The organism is Faecalibacterium sp. 9, from assembly GCF_048320955.1.
Lineage (GTDB): Bacteria > Bacillota > Clostridia > Oscillospirales > Ruminococcaceae > Faecalibacterium > Faecalibacterium wellingii.
This window is the reverse complement of the sequence record NZ_JBLWGB010000001.1, coordinates 803,022-825,914: the sequence shown is the minus strand read 5'-3', so window position 1 is coordinate 825,914 and position 22,893 is coordinate 803,022. Positions and strand designations below refer to the sequence as shown.

The following is a 22,893-nucleotide window of genomic DNA, read 5'->3' as shown; positions in this document are numbered from 1 at the left end:
CGCACCCCTGCATCCGGGCGCATTTTGCAAAAAAATTCAGCCGGCGCACCAAACACCGGCTGAAATGTGCTATAGTAATAGGGATCCCACGTTACTGCAGCTCGACCTGCTTGCAGTAGTCCACGATGTGGTGGAACATCTGCTCCACGGCAGGAGCCATCGCGGCAGGGCGCTGGACGGCCAGACCCACCACACGGTATTCCTCCGGCTCGATGGGGTAGATCTTCACAGCGGCCTTGCAGTCCCGCAGCAGCATCTGCGGCATGATGGAAATGCCCAGACCGGCTTCCACCATGGCAATATTGGACTGGTCGTCGATGACGTGGCAGCGGCGCTCGGTGCCGACCTTGTATTTCTTCAGGAACTGGCGCATTTCTGCGTCGGTGGCGTCACACTGCACCACAAAGCTCTGACCGTTCATCAGGGCAGGGGTCATCACGCCGTTTTCCGGTTCGGGCCAGTCCTGCGGCACGATGCACAGCAGCGGCTCCCGGAACAGCTCGGTGAGGTTGAATTCCTCCCGGCAGGTGGAAGAAAGGAACGCAACATCCACCTGACCGGTGCGCAGCCATTCCTTCACATCATCGTAGGTGCCCTGATAGACCTCGATCTCGATCTGCGGGTAGTGGGTCATAAAGCTTTTCAGCAGCCCCGGCAGCAGCGACGCGCATACCGAGTTGAACACGCCCAGCCTCACCTTGCCCTTTTCAAGGCCGTTCAGGCGGGCGATGCTCTGCTTGAGGGCCTCGTCGCTGTTGAGCACATCGCGGATGGACGGGTACAGCGAGGCCCCGTAGCTGGTCATGGAAACGCCGTTCTTGCCGCGGTTGAACAGAGCAAAGCCCAGTTCCTCCTCCATTACGGCAATGGCGTGGCTGATGGCCGAGGGGGTCAGATGCAGCTGCTGTGCCGCCTTGTTAAAGCTGCCCTGGCGTGCCACTGCATCAAAGATCTCGTAGGAAAAAAGCGTCATGCCTAAAGCCTCCTTCCTTCTGATCCGGTTCGGAGACGCCCGATTCTCTGTGAATCTTTTTCATCTTTGGTTTGCGATAGTTCAATTATCTTCTTGATTGTACTATCCCGCACCTTTTCTGTCAAGCATTTTTGCCCCGATTTTGCACGCTCTGTGCAGATTTTGCCGCAGCAGACGCAGGAAACGCCGCCTTTCCTCCGTTATAGTTCCTGTAACGATTTTTTCAAACTGACCGAGGTGTTTTTATGACCGCACTTTCCCCGCGCCGCAGCTTCAGCTTCAGCGGCACTGCTCTTAAAACCATTGCCTGTATCACCATGCTGGTGGACCACATCGGCGCGTCCTGCATCGAGGCAGGTATCCTTACGCCCGGGCTGGACGTCGGCACCCTCTCGCAGGACACCCTTTCCGCCTATCCGCTGTACCGGCTGGACATGGTGCTGCGCTTCACCGGGCGGCTGGCCTTTCCCCTGTTCTGCTTTCTGCTGGTGGAGGGCTTTGTGCACACCCACAACGTCAAAGACTACCTTGGGCGGCTGGTGCTGTTCGGCCTTGTCAGCGAGGTACCCTTTGATCTGGCCTTCTTCCGCACGCCGTTCGCCCCGCAGCACCAGAACGTTTACTGGACGCTGGCGCTGGGCGTGCTGGCCATGGCAGGGCTCAAGCGCTTTGAAAAGGAAAACGGCCTGCCCGGCTGGCAGGGGCTTGTGTGGGCGGGCGGCTGCGCCGTGCTGGCGCTGGCCGCCAGCACCGACTACCACGCCATCGGCGTGCTCATCATCTGCACCCTGTACCTGACCCGCGCAGACCGCAAGCGGCAGTGCCTTGCAGGCGCAGTGCTGTTTTTGTTCGAGCTCACCGCGCCGCTGGCCTTTGTGCTGGTCTGGTTCTATAACGGACAGCGCGGCGCGTGCAGTCCGCTGCTGAAAAAGGCCTTTTACTGGTTCTACCCGGTGCATCTGCTGGTGCTGGCAATGATCACAAACCTTATGCTGTAAAAAAAGCCCGCCGTCCGGAGACAGCGGGCTTTTTACAGCTTCTCACATCGGGAACATCGCACCGGTCAGCAGCAGCATGGCAGGCACTGTGACCAGCATACACACGGTGGAGTGGGCCACCGCCTGACTGGCAAGGGTCGCCTCGGTGCCGGTCTGCTTGGCCAGCACCGCGGCAAGGCTGCCGGCCGGGCAGCAGGCGATGATGGACAGGCCGGTGCGCAGCACATTGTCCAGCGGCAGCAGCCACAGCAGTAGCATGAACAGCAGCGGGAACAGGATGCCGCGCAGCAGGGTGACCCGGTACAGAAAGCCGGTGTGCAGCAGCGCGCGGATGTCGCTGTCTGCCAGCAGCACACCCACGATCATAAGGGCCAGCGGGGTGGTGCAGCCGCCCACCGCACTGCAGAACTGCTGCACCGGTGCGGGCAGACGCCAGCCGGTCGCCAGCAGCACCAGCATGGCCACGGTGGCAATGTTGGTGGGGGTGATGAAGGTCTTGAGCCGGATCTTCTCGCCGGGGCGGAACAGGCACACCACATAGGTAAAGAACCATACATTATAAGAGGCCATTGCCATGCCTGCAAACACGGTGCCCCGTGCTGCGCCCAGCAGAGCACTGCACAGCGGCAGGCCGATAAAGCCGCAGTTGGGCATGGCCGCCGTACCCACCAGCACCGCATACTTTCCCGGCGTGTCGTGGTGCAGCCAGCTGCTCACACGGCACAGTGCCGTGGTTGCCACAAACAACAGCAGCAGCAAAACGAACAGGATGCCGGCCTGCGTGAGCAGTTCCGGCTCACCCTCCACCGCAGCGCCCGCCAGCATGGTGCAGGGCAGCAGGAGCTTCATGATGAAGTCGGACAAAAACTTGCTGTCCCGGTCCTTGATGATGCCGCTGCGGGCCCCCACATACCCCAGCAGCACCTCCAGAAAGATCACGGTGATCTGACCCGCCAAAACACCAAACGCCATTGGTTCCTCCTTTTTTGTTCCGCAAGCCGCATTTTTTCCTTTATAAAGGAAAAAGCCCATTGATTTCAACGAATCAACGAGCTTTTTCTTGGCGGAGTAGGAGGGATTTGAACCCTCGCGCCGTTGTTTAGACGACCTACGCCCTTAGCAGGGGCGCCTCTTCGACCTCTTGAGTACTACTCCAGAGCAAAGTGTGTTACACTTATTCAATAAAAAATGGCGGAGAGAGTGGGATTCGAACCCACGGTACGTTGCCGTACGGCAGTTTTCAAGACTGCTTCCTTAAACCACTCGGACATCTCTCCTTGTGGACATCCGCTTTACGCCGTGTCGAATGCCTATTTAATTTACCAGATTTGTGCCCCGCTGTCAAGCCTTTCATGCAATTTTTTTCACCAGACGCAAAAAAGAGAAATTTATCACAACCTTTTTTGGTCTCGGCCCATTCAGCCTCTTTACAAGCACACCTTTTTGTTGTATAATAATCACAAGAAAATTTCCTCGCGGTGTAAAGGAGAATATACCATGTCGTTTTCAGAACTTTTGAAGCAGTGCCGCAAAAAGCAGGGCGTCAGTCAGGCTGAGCTGGCTTCCAAACTGGGCGTGACCCAGCAGGCCGTCGGCAAATGGGAAAGCGGCAAATCCTCTCCCGACCCCACCACGGTGGCCCGCATTGCAGAGCTGCTGAACACCACCGCAGACTATCTGCTGGGCCTGTACCGTCCGGTGAGCAATGTATCTGCGCCGGAGGAGCGGTTCTTCGGCAGCTATTCCGAGAGCCTGATCCCGGTCATCGGTACGGTGAAGGCCGGCTACGGTGCCCTCGCCTTTGAGGAGGACTACGGTCAGGAATACGCCCGCGTGAAGGACCCCTCCAACTACTTCTATCTGGTGGTGCGCGGCGACAGTATGGAGCCCCGCATTCAGGACGGCGACCTTGCGCTGGTGCACCGGCAGGACACGCTGGAAAACGGCGATCTTGGCGTGCTGATCTACGGCGACGAGGGCGAGGGAACCCTGAAGCGCTACATCCAGCGCGGCAACTGTGTGGTGCTGCAGCCCTTCAACCCGGCCTACAGCGAAATGGTCATCAAGGGCGAAGACCTGAACCATCTGCACATCGCCGGGCGTGTGGTGGAAACAAAAGCGAAATGGTGAGCCATTCAACCATTTGAATGGCCTCCGTTTCACTCTGGCCATGATCAGCGGAAAATTATTTTTATTTTCGCGTTTGTCGCGCCCTGCGGGGCGCTCCAAACGCATTTTCACGAAAAAGGCCGAAACCATAAAAGCCATCTGCAATTTTGCGCATGGCTTTATTTTTTGACCCTTTTTCCCCTTTGGAGGTGTATTCTGCATGGAACAGACCCTGATGGACAAGCTTACCATTCTGGCCGACAGCGCCAAATACGATGTGGCCTGCACCTCCAGCGGCGCTTCCCGCACTGCCCGGGCCGGAACGCTGGGCAGCTGCTATGCGCCGGGCTGCTGCCACGCCTTTACCGCCGACGGCCGCTGCGTAAGCCTTTTAAAGGTGCTCATGACCAACTGCTGCGCCTTTGACTGCAGCTATTGTGTCAACCGCCGCTCCAACGATATCCCCCGGGCCACCTTTACGCCCCGGGAGCTGGCCGAGCTGACCGTGGAGTTTTACCGCCGCAATTACATCGAGGGGCTGTTCCTTTCCAGCGCGGTGCTGGGCACGCCGGACTACACCACCGAACGGATGCTGGCCGCCCTGCGGCTGCTGCGGGGCGAATACCGCTTTGGCGGCTACATCCACGCCAAGGCCATCCCCGGCACAAGCCCGGAGCTTTTGCAGCAGCTGGGATATCTGGCCGACCGTCTGAGCGTGAACGTGGAGCTGCCCAGCGAGCAGAGCCTGAATCTTCTGGCACCGGACAAGGGCCGGCACTCCATCTTCCGCCCCATGAAACAGATCGCGGTCTCCGGTGCCCAGAGCAAGCAGGAGCTGACGGTCTACCGCCATGCTCCAAAGTTCGCCCCCGCCGGGCAGAGCACCCAGATGATCGTGGGCGCTTCGCCGGAGACGGACTACCACATCCTGAAGCTCACCGAGGGCATGTACCGGAAGTACAGCCTGAAGCGGGTATTCTACTCTGCCTATATCCCGGTAGCCGAGGACAGCCGCCTGCCTGCGCTGGACACAAAGCCGCCGCTGCTGCGGGAGCACCGGCTGTATCAGGCCGACTGGCTGCTGCGGTTCTATCAGTTCGAGGCGGACGAGATCTTAGATCGGGACAACCCCAACTTCAACCCCTATCTGGACCCCAAATGCAACTGGGCCGTGCAGCACTACGGGCTGTTCCCGGTAGATGTGAACCGCGCCCCTTTTGAAATGCTGCTGCGTGTGCCGGGCATCGGCCCCAAGAGCGCCCGGCGCATCTGGCACGCCCGCAAGCTGTCCAGCCTCGGGCTGGACGAGCTCAAGCGGATGGGCGTGGTGCTCAAGCGGGCGCAGTATTTCATCACATGCAATGGTTTTTCCGGTGCGCACCCGGGCCGCGGCACCGCCGGGCGGGAGCGCATCACCCAAGCGCTCATCGACCCCAACGTGTTCGGCGGCAATTGTGAGCAGCTGAGTCTGTTCACGCCGCCTGCGGTGGACGATCTTATCACGCAGGGCGTGGCACCGCGCGCCGCCCTGCGCATGGTGCGAGAGGAGGCAGTGCAATGTCTGGCGAAGGCACTGTGAACCCGCAGAGAGCCCGCAGGCTCCACGATGCGGATGTGGTCTATCTCTACGATGGCAGCTTTGAGGGCTTTTTGTGCTGTGTATTTGAGAGCTTTGCCCAGCACGAGATTCCCTTTGCAGTGTGGACGCCCCAGCGGGAGACCTCCACGCTCTATCCGGTGAAGGACATCCCCACCGACCACGTCCGGGCGCAGCGGGTGTTCGCCAGCTTTGGCAGAAAGCTGGGGGCTGAGACCGAGTATCTTGTCAGCCGGGATTTTCTCTCCGGGCGGGAGGACAAGGAGCTGCTGCTCATCCGCTTTCTGCATCTGGCCTTCGCCCTCGGCCCCGGCACCGTAAAGCGCACCGGCCACCCGGACGTGGCCCCGCTGTACGAAATGAAAAAGAGTCTGGACTGGGAAGTGGACAAATTTCAGGGCTTCGTCCGCTTTGAGGAGCACGACGGGATGCTGGGGGCCGTCATCCACCCTAAAAACTACATCCTGCCGCTGCTGCGGCCCCATTTCTGCGGACGGTTCCCGGAAGAGGACTTTCTGATCTATGATGCCGTGCATCAGGCCGTGCTGCTGCAGCAGGAGCACAAGGCCCGGCTGCTGGAGCTGGCCGCACCGCTGGAGCTGCCGCCGCCCAGCGAGCGGGAGCAGCAGTTTCAGGCCCTGTGGACCCAGTTCTACAAAACGCTGGAAATTCAGGCGCGTCGCAACGAAAAAGGCCGCATGAGCCATTGCCCCAAGCGCTTCTGGGCCGATATGGTGGAGATGAAAGATGAATTTTAACAAAAACGTTGCATCTGCGCCGTTGCAACCCCCAAAACCTATGGTATACTATAAGAGATATCCGGCAGGCCTTCTGCCGAACACTCCCGCACTGCTGCGGGGCAACACAAAAGGAGTATTGTAGCGTTATGGTTCGCATTACTATGGAAGACGGCGGCATCATCGATATCGAGCTGAACGAAGAAGCCGCTCCTATCACCTGTGAGAATTTCAAGAAGCTGGTCAGCGAGGGCTTTTACAACGGCCTGACCTTCCACCGCGTGATCCCCGGCTTCATGATTCAGGGCGGCTGCCCGCTGGGCAACGGCACTGGCGGCCCCGGCTGGAACATCAAGGGCGAGTTTGCCGCCAACGGCGTGAACAATCCGCTCAAGCACACCCGCGGCGTCATCAGCATGGCACGCGCCATGAACCCCAACAGCGCCGGCAGCCAGTTCTTCATCATGCATCAGGATGCACCCCATCTGGACGGCCAGTACGCCGCCTTTGGCAAGGTGGTTGCAGGCATGGACGTTGTGGATAAGATCGCAGCGGTTCGCACCGACTGGAACGACAAGCCCACCACCCCGGTCAAGATGAAGACCGTGGAGCTCATTGAGGGCTGATCCCCCTCAAAAATCCACCTTGCTTCTCTTGACTTTTGCGCGTAGCTGCATATAATAGAGCTAGGCAATGTGACGAAGCCTGAACGTGGATGCCACGCAAAAAACAAAGCCCCCCGGTACTAGCACTACCGAGGGGCTCTTTTTAGTGCTTACTGCCCTTGCCGATCAAACTGTCAAGCCACTTGCACAGATAGTAGGCTACTACTTGTGCTCCGACAGTCTGAATGAATGTGACGAATCCATTCATGGGTGCCACCTCCTTTCCGCGCTTGGGGGACATGGAGAAGGGCCGCAGAGACAGTATAGCACAAAAAGCGACAGCGTGCAATTTTGACACACTGTCGCTTTTCTTTTATTTATATTTACGACGCTGCCGTTTTTCAGCAGCCTTCTTTTTCGGCCAGCTTCCGGCCCATGAGCACGCCCATGACCGAAGCCATCATCAGGCCGCGGGTCCAGCCGGAGGAGTCGCCCAGACAGTGCAGGCCCTTGATGTTGGTGTCCAGGTTCTCGTCCATCTTCACCTTGTTGGAGTAGAACTTCAGCTCCGGGCTGTACAGCAGGGTCTCGTTGGCGGCAAAGCCGGGCACCACCATATCCAGCATCTTGATGAACTCGATGATGTTGGTCATGGCGCGGTAGGGCATGGCGGCGGTGATGTCACCTGCCACGGCGTCCTTCAGGGTGGGCTTCACGTTGGACTGGGCCAGCTCCTTCTGCCATGTGCGCTTGCCGTCCAGAATGTCGCCGTAGCGCTGCACCATGATGTGGCCTGCGCCCAGCATGTTGGTCAGCTCGCCCACCTTCTGGGCGTAGGCGATGGGCTGGTTGAAGGGCTCGGTAAAGTTGTGGGAGACCAGAATGGCAAGGTTGGTGTTCTCGCTCTTTTTCTCCTTGAAGCTGTGGCCGTTGACCACGGCAAGGTCGTTGTCGTAGTTCTCCTGCGCCACAAAGCCGCCGGGGTTCTGGCAGAAGGTGCGCACCTTGTTCTTCCAGGGCTTGGGGTAGCCGATGAGCTTGGACTCATACAGCACCTTGTTCACCTTTTCCATGACCTCGTTGCGGCACTCCACGCGCACGCCGATGTCCACGGTGCCGGGCTTATGGGCGATGTGGTGCTCCGCGCAGATCTTTTCCAGCCAGTCTGCGCCGCGGCGGCCGGTGCCGATGACCACGGTATCTGCATACACGGGCCGGACCTGATCGCCGTCCTTCAGCAGCACGCCCTTGCACTCCTCGTTCTCAAGGATGATGTTCTCGCACTCGGTATTGAACAGCATCTCCACGCCGCTGTCGGCCAGATGGTTCTGGATGGCCAGATACAGCTGCTGTGCCTTCTCGGTGCCCAGATGGCGGATCGGGCAGTCCACCAGTTTCAGGCCGGCATGGATGGCGTTCTTGCGGATCTCCTTGATCTCCTCGCCGGTGTAGATACCCTCCACATGGGGGTCTGCGCCGAACTCAAGATAGATCTTGTCGGTGTAGTTGATGAGCTCCTGTGCAAACTCCTCTCCGATCAGGGTGGGCAGGTCGCCGCCCACCTCGTAGGAAAGGCTCAGCTTGCCGTCCGAGAAAGCGCCTGCACCGGAAAAGCCGGTGGTGATGGCACAGGTAGGGCGGCAGTTGACGCAGTGGCCCACCTCGGCCTTGGGGCAGTGCCGCTTTTCCACCGGCTTGCCCTTTTCCACCAGAAGGATCTTCTTTTTGCTGCCGCGGCGCAGCAGCTCCACAGCGGTAAAGATGCCGGCCGGACCGGCGCCCACGATGATCAGATCGTACTTTTCCATTTTCTCTTTTTCCTTTACTTAGTCGTTCGTATAAAACCCTCTCAGTCAACGTCTGACGGCGTTGCCAGATTCCCCTTTTTGTCACCTGCGGTGACATTTCTCCCCGGCGCGGGGAGAATCTGTCCCGGCCGGGGGAAATCTGTCCTCTCAGGGGGAGCTTTTTCCTACGGAAGAAAGGGTACACCTTCTTCACAGTATGAGGAAAACGTCATCAAAACAGCGCATTAAGCTCGCCCTTCGGGAGAGCTGGCGCGGAGCGTCTGAGAGGGTTTATTTCTCGTTCTCCTGCTCCACAGTGGCGCTCTCGTCCACCTCATCCAGCTCCACAGCACTGGCCTCGGCATCGGTGCGGGTCACATCCGGGGCAACCACGCCGTCACCGTTCAGGTCTTCGCCGGTCAGGGACTCCAGCATGGACTGGGTCTCCGGGTGCAGCTTGGTAAAGCGGCGCACGGCCAGCACCGTGTACAGGGCGCTGAGCAGGTTGATGGCCCCCTCCACGATGAGGATGATGCCAATGGCCATCACCAGCTTTTCCATGGCACCGAAGGGGTTGATGACCAGCACCACGCCCAGCACCACGCTGAGCACCGGCAGGAACAGGAACCCTTTCCAGCTGTCGTAGCCGCAGCGGCGCAGATCCAGCGCATTCTGCACCCGGCCAATGGCGTCAAAGATGACGAACAGGCCGAACACGATGGGCAGGATGCTCACCACGATGTCGCTGCGGATGATGAGGAAAGCCCCCAGCGCCAGACACACGATGCCGGAGACCAGGGTAAGCTGGCTCTGGAACACCCCGCGCTCCACCGCAAAGTAGCGAACCAGCTGCACCGCTGCGCAGGCCAGCACCACGCCGCCCAGCGCATAGCACACGATGTTGAGGGCCGTACCGGGCTTCATGACCAGAAAAACGCCCAGACCCAGATACAGCAGGCTCATGAGGACCAGATTCCACTTCAGCTTTTTTACCATAGAGTTCACGTTCCTTTCGTTTGCAGGGCCGTCTGCCCGCACCCGGGTCAGTGGTACAGGGGTGCGATGGTCGTTTTGTTGATACGGGCATAGAAGGCCAGACTCATCAGGACGCTGACGATCTCAGCGATGAAGAAGGCCCACCAGACATTGTTGACATTTCCGGTCTGTGCCAGCAGCCATGCGGCCGGCAGCAGCACGAACAGCTGACGGCAGACCGAAACGATGAGGCTGAAGATGCCGTTGCCCAGTGCCTGAAACACCGAGCTGAGCACGATGCTGGCACCCGCCAGCAGGAAATGCAGGCAGATGATGCGCATGGCCGGGACGCCGATGGCCAGCATGGCATCGCTGGCCGCAAAGATGCCCAGCACCTGCCGGGGCGCGAACTGGAAGATGCAGAAGCCCACCAGCATGATGCCTTCGGCATAGCACACCGCCAGCTTGATGGTCTTTTTCACGCGGTCCGGTCTGCGGGCGCCGTAGTTGTAGCTGATGATGGGCACCATGCCGTTGTTCAGGCCGAAAATGGGCATGAACACGAAGCTCTGCAGCTTGAAGTAGACGCCAAACACCGCCACCGCCGTAGCCGAGAAGGCCATGAGGATCAGGTTCATGCCAAAGGTCATCAGGCTGCCCACGCACTGCATGGCGATGCTGGGCAGACCCACCGTGTAGATGCGGCCAATGGCCTTGGCGCTGGGCCGGAAGCCCTTGAAGCTGATCTGGATATCCGGGTTTTTGTTCAGGTTGAAGAACAGGGTCATGCCTGCGCCGCAGAACTGGCCGATGACCGTTGCCACAGCTGCACCGGTGGTGCCGGACAGCGCCTGCCCGCAGTAGCCAAAGATGAAGATGGGGTCCAGAATGATGTTCACCACTGCACCCACCAGCTGGCTGATCATGCTCAGCTGGGTGCGGCCGGTCGCGGCCAGCAGCTTTTCGCCCATGGTCTGGGTGAAAAGGCCCAGACTGAAGATGCAGCACACCGAAAGATATTGGATGCCCTGCTGGGCAATGGCTGCATCACTGGTCTGCGCATAGAAATAGGGCTTCATGCAGGTAAGACCGATGACCAGAAACACCACAAAGCTGCACAGTGAAAGAAAAATGCCGTTCTCTGCCGTAACGTTGGCACGGTGCTGGTTCTTTTCGCCCAGACTCTTGGACAGCAGGGCGTTGACGCCCACGCCGGTGCCCACGCCCACGGCGATCATCACGTTCTGCAGCGAGAACGCCAGCGAGACGGCGGTGAGGGCGCTTTCGCTCACATGGGACACGAACACCGAGTCCACCACGTTGTAAAGTGCCTGCACCAGCATGGAGATCATCATGGGCACGCTCAGCTTGACCAGCAGAGGGTTGATCTCCATGGTGCCCATGATATTTTCCCGCGCGGCGGGAGAGGTTTGGGATTGCTTTGTTTCCACGTTTGCTCCTTTTGACTTGAGATGTTTTTTGCCAGAGACATATTGCCGCACTTGTGCAGCTGGCAAGGCTTCTGAAAACCGGAAGCGGCATCAGCGCCCGGGTTGCGGCTCCCAGCGTCCACTTCGTGACCGCCCATGCGGCACTCGTGTCCTGCTGGCCGCTGCCCCAACGGCTCCTCCCTGCATTCCCTCTTTTGTCGCTATGCGACATCTTCCCCCGGCCGGGGGAAGTCTTTGGCCGCAGGCCGCGGTCGTCGCCGTTGCCCGAAACGTGGGCAGGGCGCTTGCACACCCTACCCACGAATCATCGTTGTTTTATTTTTGAAGCGCCCCGGCGGTCAGCCGAGGTCCTTCTCCTTGGCGGCAGCTGCGTCCAGGATCATCTTCACGCAGGTCTCGCGGCCGAGAGCTGCGTTGATGGCCAGATCATAGTTGTGGGCATCGCCCCAGCGGTTCTGGGTGTAGTAGTTGTAGTAGGCAGAGCGGTTGCGGTCGGTCTTTTCCACCTCTTCCCTGATGCCCTTTTCGTCCTTGGCCTTGACCAGCGGGTTGGTCTTTGCGTATTCCAGCCGCCACTCCTTGGGTGCATACACGAACACGCGCAGCACATCCTTGCGCTCGCGCAGCACGTAGTCGCCGCAGCGGCCCAGGATCACGCAGGGGCCTTCCTCGGCCAGCTGCTTGATGATGCGGCTCTGAAGAATGAACACCTGATCGCCCAGCGGCAGCTCATTGCCCATGGTGTACAGGCTGTACAGCAGGCTGTGGGTATGCCGCTTTTCACTGGCAGCAACAGCTTCTTCCGAAAGGCCGGAATGCTTTGCTGCCATGGTGATCAGCTCTTTGTCGTAAAGCTTGATGCCCAGTGCATTTGCCACATCTTCTGCGATGTAGCGGCCGCCCGTGCAGTATTCACGTCCCAAAGTGATGATCGTCTTTGCCATAATGTGTTCCTCCTGTGTGTATGATTTCGCTCAGGTGCTGCCGGTCACTTCTCCGGCTTTGCCTGTGCTTGGGAAGCCGGTCGTGCTGTATCCGGTGCAGGCTTCGGCTTGGGCAGCCGCACCTCCGCCACCCGCATGGTGCCGGTCTGGTCCACAGCGTACACGCTGCAGCGTCCGCCCTCGGCCATCTGCGCTGCCGGAAAGCGGATGCCGCCGTCCCGGGTGCGCTCCATGCAGTGGAAATTGCGGTGGGCGGTGGTGGCATGGGCCACACCGTCGTGCACAGCGTAGGCCGTCCAGCCGGAAAAATCCTCCGGCAGCGGGTCGGCCTCACCGTGCTGTTCAAAGAAATAAACGCCCTCTTCCTTGCCGGGGACAAGCTCACAGCGCAGCCGCCGGGGGCGGTTGGCTGCCATGTCGCGGGGTTTTGCCCGCAGGGCGATGGCGCGCCCGGTAAAGTAACGCATAAAGTCCACCAGCGCCATGGTGCAGTTCACTGCGCCGTTGGAATCTGCGGTGGGGTCGTTCAGCAGCACATAATCTGCCATTACGGCATCGTCGTGGCCAAAGCCGCGCAGGCCCATCCAGACCCGCACCGGGTCCCGCTGGCCGCGGATGCGCCGCTCCACCTGCACTGCCACACAGCAGTCATCGTGGATCTGGGCACGCAGGTCGGCAAGGTCCATCCATGCCTGCCAGCAGGGGTAGCCGCAGCAGCCGGCGGCAGCAGCCGCAAAGGCCGCATTGGCGGTGGTGCTGTGGGCCATGTCCTCCATCACATAAGCCACTTCTTCGGGCAGGACATCCTCGCCCCAGCAGTTCATCAGTGCCGCCATGACCAGCGGCAGATCCATAGTGCGCCCAAAGCTGGGATCGTGGGCCGAAAGGCAGTATTCCGGCAGATAGAGCTGCCGGTTCAACGGGTGGCCGTTGTGCTTCTCCCACGCCAGCGGCCGCACTGCCGCGGCCAGCAGGCGCACTGCGGGCGAGACCTTGTCATCGTTGGTGGAAAGGTTCACCTGCAGCTGCACGCCGGTGCCGCCGCCGGGCGTTGCCACGGTCACGGTATCGCCCATGAGGAAGATCATGCCGTCGTCACTCTGGGAATTGCAGCTGCAGCGGGGGTAGCCCGGTGCCCACTTGCCAAAGCTCATCCAGCCGGTCCAGTTTCCTCCGGCATATACCCGGCAGCGCACCTCCACCATGGTGTTGTGGGGCGCAAAGGCGTTCCAGCTGACATTCAGATTGCAGAAGGCCGGCATGGCAAATTCCGGCGTGGTATAGCTGCCGTATTGCAGGCAGCGGCCCGCCACGCTGTCCAGCACCAGTGCACCGCCGTCCAGTGCCACATTGTCCAGCTGCCCGCGGGAGAAGGTCTCGGTGCCCTGCAAAACCAGATTATTCCGTTGTTCCATGGAGCACCCCTCCTTTGCGGAAGTTCAAATTTACTCTTTGGTGTCGTCGGTTCTTTCGCCGTAGTCCTCTTGGAGGGCGGCTTCCAGCTCGGCATCCTTCATTTTGCGGATGCTCTCCTCAATGTGGAACACCTTTTCAATATCGCCGTAGATGATCTGGCAGGATACTTCGGTCACGAACCAGAAGCCGAAGATCAGCATGAGCAGCAGGCCCAGCGGCATGCACAGGATCACCACGCCCCAGAACAGGATCTGCACGATGGCCGCCGCCAGTGCGTGGGGCAGGAACGCGATCATGCAGTTGATGCTGTTTTTCACGGTCAGGCTGAAGGGCTGATCCAGCAGCACCACCTGCGGCCACATGTAGGCGAACAGCATCTGGAAGATGAGCAGGTTCAGCACCGTGGCCACCCACAGCGGCACGCCCACATTGGTGCCCTGCGCCAGCATGCTGAAGCAGAAATACACAAGGAAGATCTGCATTGTGACCACGACGCAGTAGAAGATGCCCGGCGCAATGCTGGCCTTGAAGTTGCGCTTGAAGGCACGGCGATAGGTCACCCACCAGTAACCGGCTTCGTCACGCAGGGCACGCAGCACGGTATCGTACATGCCGGCCAGCGCAGGCCCGGCCAGAATGCCGCCTACCACCGCGCTTGCCAGCATGACAGGCAGGCTGTTTGCCAGAAAGCCGATGTACACCAGACAGATCACCGGCAGAAAGCCGATGCAGGCCAGCAGGTTTGCAAGGAACATGCCGTTCATATCACGGCCCACAAGCTCAAAAAAGCGGCCTATGCCGGTCTTGCGGGGAGCATCCTTTTCAACGCCCTTACCGGCCTTGAAGTCATTTGCGGAAGGAAATAAACCCATGTTCGTATGGTACCTCTCTCTTCATCCATTGGGCCGGCAGAAAGCATTTCGTGCAGAAAGTGCCATTGTGCTGGCTTTACAACTATAAATATACCCGCATTTTGTCAATTTTGCAAGACCGCAGATCCTCCGATTTGTAAAAAAAGTGTTATTTCTCCCCTTTTTACAAAAAGTGTGATACAATGACAATGGCATATTTTGCCGGAGGGAGGAAAACACAATGAGTATTTTTCGCACGATTGCGATGTTTATCTACTTATTTGGTTATATGATCGTCCATTATGGCGTGCTGCGCCGGGCGGAACGCGCTCTGGCTGCAGGCGACATGCAGCTGGTGGAAGAGCTCGTCAACAAGCATATCCCGCACTGGAGCCGGGGCATTTTAAAGGTGACCGGCGTTTTCCTGAGCGTGGAGGGCCTTGAGAATATCCCCAAAGATACGGCCTGCGTGTTCGTGGGCAACCACCGCAGCTACTACGACATCCCGCTTTTGCTGGCCAGTCTGGATAAGCCCCACGGCATCCTTGCCAAGGAAGAGCTGGAAAAAATCCCGCTGCTGAACCGCTGGATGAAGCTGCTGGGCTGTGTGTTCGTGCAGCGCGACGACCTGCGGGCATCCGTGCGTGCCCTGAACGATGCCACTGCCATTGTGGAGAGCGGCAAGAGCTTCGTCATTTTCCCGGAGGGCACCCGCTACAAGGGAGAAGAGGGCGGTGCCGGTGAGTTCAAGGCCGGTGCATTCCGCATTGCCGTCAAGACCGGCGCACCGGTGGTTCCGGTGGCCATTACCGGTGCACGTGCCCTGTTTGAGAACAATGGCAACCTGTGCCATCCGGGCAGCGTGCATATCAAGGTGCTGCCGCCCATCCGGACTGCAGGCATGAGCAAGGCCGAGCAGAAGCAGCTGCCGGACGCTGTGCGTCAGGCCATTCTGGCACAGCTGTAAATCAGAACTTGGAGGAAACTGCCCCATGGCAAGCTACCGTTACGAACGCGATATCGACCCCAAAGACCTCCAGCCCCGCAAACAGCGCCAGTACACCCGCAAGGAACGCTGGGCCAACTGGTGGGATTATAACCTCAAGTGGGTCATCATCATCGGCATCATCGTGGTGTTCTTCGGTTACAACTTCATCGGGCAGTATTTCTTTACCGTCCATGCAGACTATAACGTGGCCGTTGTGGCACCCCACTACCTGCCGGAAGCCACCCAGACCGCCCTGCAGGACGCCCTTGCCGCCTACGGCGAAGACCGGAACGACGACGGCAAGGTGGTGGTAAAGCTGAACCTCTACACCATGGACTTTGGCAACGAGGACTCGGATGCCTACCTTGACATGGCAGGCACCACCAAACTTTCCACCGACATTCAGGGCGCGCTGAGTTCCATCTTCATCCTGTACGACCCAGCCGGGTTCCAGCAGACCACCGGCACCCTGCGCTACCTCGACGGCAGCCTGCCGCAGTCCGACGCAGACAGTGACTGGTGGAACATGGTCTACCGCTGGACCGACTGCCCGGTGCTGGCGGGCCTTGATCTGGGCGATTACGCTTCTGATGCTGTGCAGAGCGAAAGCGGCTCCAGTCAGGAGCTGATGAGCCGGTACTACATCGGCATCCGCGGTGCATGGAACAAGGACACCGCCGACCTGCTGGCTGGCGGCGAGGCGCTCTGGAGCGCCCTGACCGCCGGGGCTGTTTCCACCGCCGGGGCAGAGGGGTGAGCCATGCGGTTCCGGATAACGCGCGGCGGGCCTGCCGCACAGCTCCGCTTTGACCGGACGGCAAAACCGGTGGTAAAGCCACAGCCGGAAAAGCCGGTCTCCCTTGCGCAGGCGCTGGACAATCCCTACGGGAGATATTACGGCAAGGCCCGCAGCTGGGAGGATATTTTGAAGAATAAAGCAACAGATTGACCCGGGCTGCCGCACAGCATTTTGTGCGGCAGCCTTTTTTGCAAGGTACGAACCCTCTCAGTCAAAGCCTTGCGGCTTTGACAGCTCCCCCGAAAGGGGGAGCTTTTTCCATCTGAAGGTAGACGCTAATAAAGCTCCCCCTTTCGGGGGAGCTGGCTGCGACCAACGGGAGCAGACTGAGAGGGTTCGTCTTTTCTGTTTTCTATTTTGTTCTTTTTACACATATCTGATTTGAAATATTCTCCCCTTTGAAACGCCGGAGGTCTTGTTGTTTCTCCGTCCCAGTTATGGTATACTTACTGGGTATCTGAGAATCAAATGGCCGATCTGAGCCATATAAAAGGATGTGAACCCATGGACGCACTGGAACAGGCACGCGCCGAGATCGACGCAGTGGATACCCAGCTTGCTGCACTGTTTGAGCGGCGGATGGCCGCTGTGCTGCAGGTGGCAGAATACAAAAGAGCCCACGGCCTGCCCATTTACGACGCTGCCCGCGAGACGGCAGTGCTGGAAAAGGCTGCGGCCCGCATTCAGTCTCCTGCCCTGCGGCCCTATTATAAGGACCACGTGCAGAACCTGATGGATGTGGCAAAGCAGTACGAAGCCGTGGTGCTGGGCCAGAACCGCGCCGCCTATCAGGGCGTGGAGGGTGCCTTTGCCCACATCGCCCTCCGGGCGCTGTTCCCCCACGCCGAGGCTGTGAGCTACCCCACCTGGGACGAGGTGTTTGACGCGGTGGAACGCGGCGATGCCGCCCGGGGCGTCGTTCCCTTTGAGAACAGCCATGCGGGCGATGTTTCTGCCGTGCTGGATCTGTGCTACAATCACCCGGCGCTGTGGGTGGTGGATGTGTACGATCTGCCCATCTCCCAGAACCTGCTGGTGCTGCCGGGCACAAAGCTCGACCAGATCAGAAGCGTCTACAGCCATCAGCAGGCCATCGCCCAGAGCGAGACCTTTTTAAGGCAGTTCGGCCTGCCCGCCACCGCCATGGCCAACACCGCCATGGCCGCAAAGTTCGTGGCTGAAAGCGGCGATGCCTCCAAAGCGGCCATTGCAAGCGTGGAGACGGCGGCCCTGTACGGACTGGAAGTGCTGGTGCCCAGCATCAACACCGACGGCGACAACACCACCCGCTTTATCGTGCTCAGCCGCGAAAAGCCCACCGGCGGCAACCGGTTCTCGCTGCTGTTCACGGTGGACAACAAGCCCGGCAAGCTGGGCGAGGTGATCCAGATCATCGGTGCCAGCGGCTTCAATATGGAATCCATCAAGAGCCGCCCCATGCCCCATGTGCCCTTCGAATATTACTTTTACGTCGAGCTGGTGGGCGACCCCACCGCCGATGAGACCGCCGCGCTGCTGCGCGAGCTTGACCGCACCTGCCGTACCGTGCGGCTGTTAGGAGTGTATACCAAATGAGTGAATTTATCGGAACCAAGCTGACCATGAATCTGGGTGAGCGCAGCTACGACATCATCGTCAAGAGCGGCTCGCTGGAAAACCTGTATCAGTTCGCCCGGCTGGACCGCCGGGTGGCGGTTGTCACCGACAGCGGTGTGCCCGCACAGTACGCCCAGATGGTGGCCGACCAGTGCAAGGATGCCCGCATCATTACGGTGCCCCAGGGCGAAGCCAGCAAGAGCTTTAAAATTCTGGAATCCGTGCTGCGCCAGATGCTGGAATTCGGCATGGGCCGCGGCGATCTGGTGATCGCCGTGGGCGGCGGCGTGGTAGGCGATCTGGCCGGTTTTGCCGCTTCCATCTACATGCGGGGCATCGACTTTATCAACTGCCCCACCACCACCCTTTCCATGATCGATTCCTCCATCGGCGGCAAGACCGCCGTGGATCTGGGCGATACCAAAAACATCGTGGGTGCCTTCTGGCAGCCCAAGCTGGTCATCGTGGACCCGGACACCCTTGCCACCCTGCCCCGCCGCCACTTCATCAACGGTCTGGCAGAAGCCGTCAAGGCAAGCCTGCTGGCAGACCCCGAGCTGTTCGCGATCTTTGAAAATGGCGACGTTGATGCCCAGATCGGCGAGATCATCTGCCGCAGCCTGCGGTTCAAGAAGAATATCGTGGAGCAGGACGAGACCGAGCAGGGAATGCGCAAGGCCCTGAACTTCGGCCACACCATCGGCCATGGCATCGAGGCCGTCAAGGGCATCAAGGGCCGCCGCACCGTGGGCCTTTACCACGGCGAGTGCGTGGCGCTGGGCATGCTGCCCATGATCGAATCCAAGGCATTGCAGAAGCGGGTGCGCGCGGTATACCGCCGCCTCGGCCTGCCCACCCGCACCACCTACGATAAGGAAAAGGTGCTGGCTGAAATGCTGCACGACAAAAAGGCACAGAGCGGCCAGATCACCATTATCAAGGTGCCGGGGCTGGGCTGCTGGCGCGCCGAGACCATCCCGGTGGAGGGCCTGCGTCCCCTGCTGGGCATTGAGGAGTAAGCCATGAAAAATACATTCGGCAGCGACCTTTCGCTGACCATTTTCGGCGAGAGCCACGGCCGCGCCATCGGCGCGGTGCTGGACGGCATGGCCGCAGGCCTGCCGGTGGACGAGACCTTTCTCGCCGCCTGCATGGACAAGCGCCGTGCCCGGGGCGACGGCCTGTCCACCCCCCGGGTGGAGGCAGATGCCGTGCAGCTGCTGTCCGGCGTGGTGAACGGCCGCACCACCGGCACCGCCATTGCCCTGATGATCGAAAATACCAACACCCGCAGCGGCGATTACGCCAAGACCGCAGACCTTCTGCGCCCCGGCCACGCAGACTATACCGCCTATGCCAAGTACCACGGCTTTCAGGATGCCCGGGGCGGCGGGCACTTCTCCGGCCGGGTGACGGCCGCCCTTGTGGCGGGCGGTGCCATCGTGCTGAGCGCACTGCACCGTGCGGGCATCGACATCACCACCCATATCGCGGAGTGTGCCGGCATTGCGGACACCCGCTTTGCGCTGGACGATGCCGCACAGCTGGCTGCACAGGTGGAAACCCTTGCCAGCAAGCCCGAGGGCTTTGCGGTGCTGGACGAGAGCGTAGAAGAACCCATGAAAGCCGCCATCCGTGCCGCCGGAGCCGAGGGCGACAGCGTGGGCGGGATGCTGGAAACCGCCATCCTCGGCCTGCCGGCCGGCATCGGCGAGCCCTATTTCGACAGCGTGGAAAGCGAGATCGCACATCTGGCGTTCTCGGTGCCCGCCGTCAAGGGCATCGAGTTCGGCACCGGCTTCGGCTTTGCCGGAATGCGCGGCTCCGAAGCAAACGACGCCTTCCGCATGACGCCGCAGGGAGCAGTCGTCACTGCCACCAACCACAATGCGGGCGTCAACGGCGGCATCGCCAACGGGATGCCGGTGGTGTTCCGCACCGTGGTCAAACCCACACCCAGCATCTACAAGCAGCAGGATACAGTGGACTATCTTGCCAAAAAGGACGCGCAGCTGTCCATTCAGGGCCGTCACGACCCCTGCATCGTGCCCAGAGCCGCCATCGTGCAGAGCTGCGCCGCCGCACTGGCTGTGGGCGACCTGCTCACGGCACGCTACGGCGAGGCCTGGATGACCCACCCCACCAGCTTCCGGAAGGAGGACGAGTAAAATGGAATACGGACTCATCGGCGCAAAACTCGGCCACTCCTACTCCAAGATCATCCACGAGATGCTCTGCGGCTACCACTACGACCTGTGCCCTCTGCCCACGGAGGAAGAGGCCCGGGCGTTTCTGCATCGGCGGCAGTTCAAGGCCATCAATGTCACCATCCCCTATAAGAAGCTGGTGATGGGATACTGTTCCTACATCGACCCGCGGGCTAAGGCCATTGGAGCGGTGAACACGGTGGTGAACAAAAACGGCCTGCTCTATGGATACAATACCGACTACATGGGCTTTGCCCACCTGTGCGATGCCCACGGCGTGAATTTTGCAGGCAGGACCGTGCTCATTCTGGGCACCGGCGGCACCCACAACACCACCAGCGCTGTGGCCCGGGACAAGGGTGCGGCAAAGGTGCTCACCGTCAGCCGCCATCCGGACCCGGAAAAGGGCGAGCTGAGCTATGCCGAGGCCGTTTCCAGCGGGGCACAGATCGTGGTAAACACCACCCCGGCGGGCATGTACCCGAATGCAGGTGTGTGCAATCTGGACGTTGCCGCCATGCCGGGCCTCGAGGCTGTAGTGGATGTGGTGTACAACCCCGACAAGACCGAGCTCATTCTCCGCGCCGAGGAAGCGGGCGTGCCGGTGGCTGTGGGCGGCCTTGAAATGCTGGTGGCGCAGGCGGTGTATGCCGCAGAATATTTTCTGGACCGCAAGTTCGAGGATGCGCCGGTTGAAATTCGGCGCATCACTGCCGCACTGCGCCGGGATATGCTGAACATTGCCCTGATCGGGATGCCCTCTTCCGGCAAGACCACCCTCGGCAGGATGCTGGCAAAGAGCCTTGGCCGTACCTTTGTGGATCTGGATGAGGAGATCGTAAAGACCGACGGCCGCAGCATCCCGGATATCTTTGCAGCCGAGGGCGAGGACGGCTTCCGCACAAAGGAAACTGCCGAAACACAGCGCTTTGGCAAAGAGGGCCGGCAGCTCATTTCCTGCGGCGGCGGCATTGTAAAAAAGCCGGAGAATCTGCGTGCTCTGCACCAGAACGGTGTCATTCTGTTCATCGACCGGCCGGTGGATGCGCTGGCCGTGGGCGGCGGCAGGCCGCTTTCTTCCAGCATGGACGCACTGCGCCAGATGGAAGCACAGCGCCGTCCGCTGTATCTGGCAGCGGCAGATGCCGTCATTCCCAACAACGGCACGCTGGACGATGCCCTGCATGCCGCCATGGAGGCACTGGATGAAATTTTTGATTCTTAACGGCCCGAACCTCAACATCATGCGCTGGTCGGAGCCGGGCGTACCCGGTGAGCTGGATTATAACGCCATCATGGACTATGTGCAGGCAGGCTGCGAACAGCTGGGCATTGAGACCGACTGCTGCCAGTCCAACCACGAGGGCGACCTCGTGGACGAAATTCAGGCCGCAGCGGGCCGGGTGGACGGCATCGTGCTGAACCCTGGTGCCTACGCCCACTACAGCGTGGCCATTCTGGATGCGCTGCGCCTGTGCGGCGTACCCGCCGTGGAAGTGATGCTGCACGCCCCGGACGAGCGGGAGCCCTTCCGCAAGACGGACGTGGTGTCCTTTGGCTGTCAGGGCCACTTCATCGGGGAAGGCCCGCAGGGCTACCTGCACGCCTGCATTTATCTGGCCCAGCTGCTGCGCACCGACGGCTCCAGCAAGGCGCATATCGTGATGTAAAAACGAAAGGAAATTATCACTATGATCATCTCCACCAAAAAAGGGACTCCGAAGGATGAACTGGAAAAGATCGTTGACAAATTCGAGAAGCAGGGTCTGGACGTGACCCTGATCACCGGCAAGGACTACAACGTGTTCGGTCTTGTGGGCGACACCACCAAGATCGACGAACGGGATGTGCTGGCAAACCCGTGGATCGACAACGTCACCCGCGTGTCCGCGCCCTATAAGCGTGCAAACCGCCTGTTCCACCCGGCAGATTCCGTGATCGACTGCGGCGGCGTGAAGATCGGCGGCAAGGAAAAGATCGCCGTCATGGCAGGCCCCTGCAGCATCGAGGGTGCAGAGCAGGCTCTGCGCATTGCACAGAGCGTGAAGGCCGGCGGTGCCACCCTGTTCCGCGGCGGTGCCTACAAGCCCCGCACCTCTCCCTACTCCTTCCAGGGCCTTGAGACCGAGGGCATTCTGGACATGGTAAAGGCCCGCGAGGCTACCGGCATGCCCATCGTCTCCGAGCTGATGAGCGAGGACCGCATCCCGGAGTTTGAGGAGTATGTGGACGTGGTGCAGATCGGTGCTCGCAACATGCAGAACTTCCAGCTGCTCAAGGCCGTTGGCAAGATGCACAAGCCCGTGCTGCTCAAGCGCGGCCTGTGCAACACCATCGAGGAGTGGATCATGAGCGCCGAGTACATCATGGCCGGCGGCAACGAGCAGGTCATCCTGTGCGAGCGCGGCATCCGTACCTTCGAGAAGTACACCCGCAACACCCTCGATCTCTCTGCAGTGCCCATCATCCACGAAAAGACCCACCTGCCCATCATCGTGGACCCCAGCCACGCCACCGGCAAGGCCAATCTGGTCGAGCCCATGATGATCGCTGCCGTGGCCGCCGGTGCCGACGGTCTGGAAGTGGAGGTCCACTACGACCCGCAGCACGCATGGAGCGACGGCGCACAGTGCCTGACCCCGGATTCCTTCGCACAGGCCATGGCAAAGTGCCGTCAGGTGGCATGGGCCATTGGCCGGGATATGTAAAAGGCAAGCGTCCTCGCCCTCTCAGTCTCACATTCGTTCGACAGCTCCCCCAAAGGGGGAGCCCTTGGCAAAACCAGAAACTTTGCCGTACTGCCAAAGCCTCTCGCTTTGAGGAAAGACTTCCCCCGCTCCGGGGGAAGATGTCACCGTAG

The 22,893-nt window shown here is 60.1% G+C and carries 22 protein-coding genes and 2 tRNA genes; 14 read left to right on the top strand and 10 right to left on the bottom strand.

All coding sequences use genetic code 11. The features are described 5' to 3' along the window. Nucleotides 1-91: 91 nt before the first annotated feature. The gene (locus tag ACKXF9_RS03860; protein WP_249237874.1) at nucleotides 92-973 is read right to left on the bottom strand and encodes a LysR family transcriptional regulator; all 882 of its coding nucleotides are present in this window, start codon (nucleotides 971-973) and stop codon (nucleotides 92-94) included. Nucleotides 974-1,218: 245 nt separating this feature from the next. Between ACKXF9_RS03860 and ACKXF9_RS03855 the strand changes: the two genes are divergently transcribed. Then, complete coding sequence (locus ACKXF9_RS03855; RefSeq protein ID WP_418265363.1) at nucleotides 1,219-1,971, top strand: TraX family protein; 753 nt, start codon at nucleotides 1,219-1,221, stop codon at nucleotides 1,969-1,971. Nucleotides 1,972-2,013: 42 nt separating this feature from the next. On the opposite strand, the gene ACKXF9_RS03850 is transcribed toward ACKXF9_RS03855, so the two are convergent. The 3 genes from ACKXF9_RS03850 to ACKXF9_RS03840 form a co-directional block, all read right to left on the bottom strand. Continuing rightward, nucleotides 2,014-2,943: an AEC family transporter gene (locus tag ACKXF9_RS03850; protein ID WP_418265362.1), complete on the bottom strand. Its 930-nt coding sequence runs from the start codon at nucleotides 2,941-2,943 to the stop codon at nucleotides 2,014-2,016. A gap of 89 nt (nucleotides 2,944-3,032) precedes the next feature. Then, nucleotides 3,033-3,126, bottom strand: a tRNA-Ser gene (locus tag ACKXF9_RS03845). Nucleotides 3,127-3,160: 34 nt separating this feature from the next. After that, nucleotides 3,161-3,248, bottom strand: a tRNA-Ser gene (locus ACKXF9_RS03840). 220 nt (nucleotides 3,249-3,468) lie between these two features. On the opposite strand from ACKXF9_RS03840, the gene ACKXF9_RS03835 reads away from it, so the two are divergent. From ACKXF9_RS03835 to ACKXF9_RS03820, 4 genes are all read left to right on the top strand, one after another. Continuing rightward, nucleotides 3,469-4,101, top strand: coding sequence for a LexA family protein (locus ACKXF9_RS03835; protein ID WP_249237871.1), 633 nt, complete (start codon nucleotides 3,469-3,471; stop codon nucleotides 4,099-4,101). Between the two features lie 199 nt (nucleotides 4,102-4,300). Beyond that, on the top strand, nucleotides 4,301-5,659 hold the full coding sequence (locus tag ACKXF9_RS03830; protein ID WP_418265361.1) for a putative DNA modification/repair radical SAM protein: 1,359 nt from the start codon (nucleotides 4,301-4,303) through the stop codon (nucleotides 5,657-5,659). Then, on the top strand, nucleotides 5,638-6,435 hold the full coding sequence (locus tag ACKXF9_RS03825) for a TIGR03915 family putative DNA repair protein (protein WP_418265360.1): 798 nt from the start codon (nucleotides 5,638-5,640) through the stop codon (nucleotides 6,433-6,435). Before ACKXF9_RS03830 ends, ACKXF9_RS03825 begins: the two co-directional genes overlap by 22 nt. A 128-nt stretch (nucleotides 6,436-6,563) precedes the next feature. Beyond that, nucleotides 6,564-7,040 carry a peptidylprolyl isomerase gene (locus ACKXF9_RS03820; RefSeq protein WP_005943496.1) on the top strand — a complete coding sequence of 159 codons (477 nt, stop codon included), beginning with the start codon at nucleotides 6,564-6,566 and terminating at the stop codon, nucleotides 7,038-7,040. Between the two features lie 380 nt (nucleotides 7,041-7,420). Here the strand turns inward: ACKXF9_RS03820 and ACKXF9_RS03815 are convergent, their stop codons facing one another. The 6 genes from ACKXF9_RS03815 to ACKXF9_RS03790 form a co-directional block, all read right to left on the bottom strand. Further along, nucleotides 7,421-8,827, bottom strand: a complete 1,407-nt coding sequence (locus tag ACKXF9_RS03815; RefSeq protein WP_339394622.1) for an NAD(P)/FAD-dependent oxidoreductase — start codon at nucleotides 8,825-8,827, stop codon at nucleotides 7,421-7,423. A gap of 270 nt (nucleotides 8,828-9,097) precedes the next feature. Then, on the bottom strand, nucleotides 9,098-9,802 hold the full coding sequence (locus ACKXF9_RS03810) for an HdeD family acid-resistance protein (protein WP_339394621.1): 705 nt from the start codon (nucleotides 9,800-9,802) through the stop codon (nucleotides 9,098-9,100). 47 nt (nucleotides 9,803-9,849) lie between these two features. Then, entirely contained in the window at nucleotides 9,850-11,184 is a 1,335-nt protein-coding gene (locus ACKXF9_RS03805; protein ID WP_414000792.1) for an MATE family efflux transporter, read from the bottom strand. Nucleotides 11,185-11,570: 386 nt separating this feature from the next. Further along, complete coding sequence (locus ACKXF9_RS03800; RefSeq protein WP_418265359.1) at nucleotides 11,571-12,176, bottom strand: AAA family ATPase; 606 nt, start codon at nucleotides 12,174-12,176, stop codon at nucleotides 11,571-11,573. A gap of 44 nt (nucleotides 12,177-12,220) precedes the next feature. Next, entirely contained in the window at nucleotides 12,221-13,591 is a 1,371-nt protein-coding gene (locus tag ACKXF9_RS03795; protein ID WP_418265358.1) for a hypothetical protein, read from the bottom strand. Between the two features lie 30 nt (nucleotides 13,592-13,621). After that, a complete protein-coding gene (locus ACKXF9_RS03790; protein ID WP_418265357.1) occupies nucleotides 13,622-14,464 on the bottom strand; it encodes a DUF624 domain-containing protein in 843 nt (280 codons plus the stop codon). 244 nt (nucleotides 14,465-14,708) lie between these two features. Between ACKXF9_RS03790 and ACKXF9_RS03785 the strand changes: the two genes are divergently transcribed. The 9 genes from ACKXF9_RS03785 to aroF all read left to right on the top strand — a co-directional run bounded on the left by ACKXF9_RS03785 (nucleotide 14,709) and on the right by aroF (nucleotide 22,741). Then, on the top strand, nucleotides 14,709-15,410 hold the full coding sequence (locus ACKXF9_RS03785) for a lysophospholipid acyltransferase family protein (RefSeq protein WP_418265356.1): 702 nt from the start codon (nucleotides 14,709-14,711) through the stop codon (nucleotides 15,408-15,410). 25 nt (nucleotides 15,411-15,435) lie between these two features. Continuing rightward, nucleotides 15,436-16,188 carry a hypothetical protein gene (locus tag ACKXF9_RS03780; RefSeq protein WP_418265355.1) on the top strand — a complete coding sequence of 251 codons (753 nt, stop codon included), beginning with the start codon at nucleotides 15,436-15,438 and terminating at the stop codon, nucleotides 16,186-16,188. A gap of 3 nt (nucleotides 16,189-16,191) precedes the next feature. Next, nucleotides 16,192-16,380, top strand: coding sequence for a hypothetical protein (locus tag ACKXF9_RS03775; protein ID WP_418265354.1), 189 nt, complete (start codon nucleotides 16,192-16,194; stop codon nucleotides 16,378-16,380). Between the two features lie 354 nt (nucleotides 16,381-16,734). Next, the gene (locus tag ACKXF9_RS03770) at nucleotides 16,735-17,805 is read left to right on the top strand and encodes a bifunctional chorismate mutase/prephenate dehydratase (protein WP_348584384.1); all 1,071 of its coding nucleotides are present in this window, start codon (nucleotides 16,735-16,737) and stop codon (nucleotides 17,803-17,805) included. Beyond that, nucleotides 17,802-18,845, top strand: coding sequence for a 3-dehydroquinate synthase (aroB, locus tag ACKXF9_RS03765; protein WP_249237857.1), 1,044 nt, complete (start codon nucleotides 17,802-17,804; stop codon nucleotides 18,843-18,845). The genes ACKXF9_RS03770 and aroB overlap by 4 nt, the downstream gene beginning before the upstream one ends. Before the next feature lie 3 nt (nucleotides 18,846-18,848). Then, nucleotides 18,849-19,994, top strand: coding sequence for a chorismate synthase (gene aroC, locus ACKXF9_RS03760; RefSeq protein WP_418265353.1), 1,146 nt, complete (start codon nucleotides 18,849-18,851; stop codon nucleotides 19,992-19,994). Nucleotide 19,995: 1 nt separating this feature from the next. Then, entirely contained in the window at nucleotides 19,996-21,258 is a 1,263-nt protein-coding gene (locus tag ACKXF9_RS03755; RefSeq protein ID WP_418265352.1) for a shikimate kinase, read from the top strand. Further along, complete coding sequence (locus ACKXF9_RS03750) at nucleotides 21,239-21,703, top strand: type II 3-dehydroquinate dehydratase (RefSeq protein WP_097774636.1); 465 nt, start codon at nucleotides 21,239-21,241, stop codon at nucleotides 21,701-21,703. The genes ACKXF9_RS03755 and ACKXF9_RS03750 overlap by 20 nt, the downstream gene beginning before the upstream one ends. 21 nt (nucleotides 21,704-21,724) lie before the next feature. Further along, on the top strand, nucleotides 21,725-22,741 hold the full coding sequence (aroF, locus tag ACKXF9_RS03745; protein ID WP_418265351.1) for a 3-deoxy-7-phosphoheptulonate synthase: 1,017 nt from the start codon (nucleotides 21,725-21,727) through the stop codon (nucleotides 22,739-22,741). The last annotated feature ends 152 nt before the right edge of the window (nucleotides 22,742-22,893 follow it).